The organism is Halocatena pleomorpha, assembly GCF_003862495.1.
Taxonomy (GTDB): domain Archaea; phylum Halobacteriota; class Halobacteria; order Halobacteriales; family Haloarculaceae; genus Halocatena; species Halocatena pleomorpha.
In genome coordinates, this window is sequence record NZ_RRCH01000056.1 from 1 (window position 1) to 1,425 (window position 1,425).

Genomic DNA, 1,425 nt, shown 5'->3' on the forward strand with positions numbered 1-1,425 from the left:
TATGGTGCCTCCTACGGCGGCTATCTCACCTACGTGCAGATGGTCCGCTGTCCGAAGGTATGGGCCGCCGGAATCGCTGTGGGTGGACTGACGGATCTGGTTGCGATCTATGACTCAAACCCTGATCTTCCTGGGCTTCACGAAATGGGTGATCCGACGGACAACACGGCCCTGCTCCGTCAGCGCAGCCCTATCACCCACGCCGACCAGTTCGAGGGACCGTTACTCATGCTGCATGGGGCTGAGGACATGACTTCGCCCGTGAGCCACGCCCGCTGCTTCCGAGAAGCACTCCTCGAACACGGATTTGAGGAGGGAGACGATTTCGAATATCACGAACAGGGAGACCAGGGCCACGCGCTCGTCGAGCACGAACAGATCACAAACCATTGGCGAACCGTTGAACGGTTCCTGACGCGCCATCTCGATCCCTAACACCGAGTATGCTCCATTCACTTGCTGACGATGGAACCGTCACGAACGTCTACCTGTTCGTGTGCGATTCGCCCCGGCTCGATAGCCTGCCAGCACATCGGTTCACGAGCACATATCGACCGACTCGACTGCGATCGGTGGTTAGTAGCTTTTTCCTTCCTTCAAAATATTGAATAATACATATAAAATATATTATAGTCAATAATCAATTGGGAAGATATAGATTCACTTTCAGCTTGAACCATTGATTTTTTGGATGGAGTATTGAGGTCTAGAAAGACATACTCATAGCAAGCAACATTGGTGTATTTTATGTCACAAAATCACATAAATACAGGAGACGACCCCCACGAAAACAGTACTGAGCGAATCTGGGCTAAATAGTAAACATCTTTGTGATTATGTAATAAATGTCGCAACTTGATGTCGGCATGGATGTAGATTTTGTTATGTTCCTTCCACTCCCGCAGTCAGAACACGTCCAGACATGCTGGAAGAACAGGCAGGGGTGAGCAATGCACAACGTGAGTGGGGGAACTACGTTCTCTATCGAGACGATCTTGCTAAACGGTTAGATGATCATCTTACTAGAAAGAGAAAATGGAAACAAACTCGTCGCGGATGTGGAGTGGTCAGTATATCATTTTCGACAGATTGTTATATGGATGGCCGTGCCGGAGGCTTGACTGATGTCTTCTCATGGAAAAGGGTCAAGCGACGGTACCCGATGAGACAGTCGAACATCCACGACTCTCGCGACACGTGAGATATAAAACCCTCGTGCAAATGAATGTATACAGTTTAAAAAACATGTGCTGACCGGAGAGGACTACCACCCAACGAAGCGCTGGTGGTGATGTTCGTGCTCATCGTGTATGACGTTCCAGCCGACCGAACCAGGATCTATCGAAAACTCCTCCGAACCCGTCTCGAACACATTCAGCAGTCCGTCTTCTATGGTGATGTGACCCCTGGTCAGCTCGTCGATAT

At 49.7% G+C, this 1,425-nt stretch carries 2 protein-coding genes; both read left to right on the top strand.

Annotation, left to right across the window (positions count from 1 at the left end):
* On the top strand, positions 1–435 hold a 435-nt coding region (locus tag EIK79_RS17675; protein WP_148094165.1), incomplete at its 5' end, for an alpha/beta hydrolase family protein.
* Positions 436–1,291: 856 nt separating this feature from the next.
* A partial coding sequence (gene cas2, locus EIK79_RS17690; RefSeq protein ID WP_124957119.1) for a CRISPR-associated endonuclease Cas2 occupies positions 1,292–1,425 on the top strand: 134 nt, incomplete at its 3' end.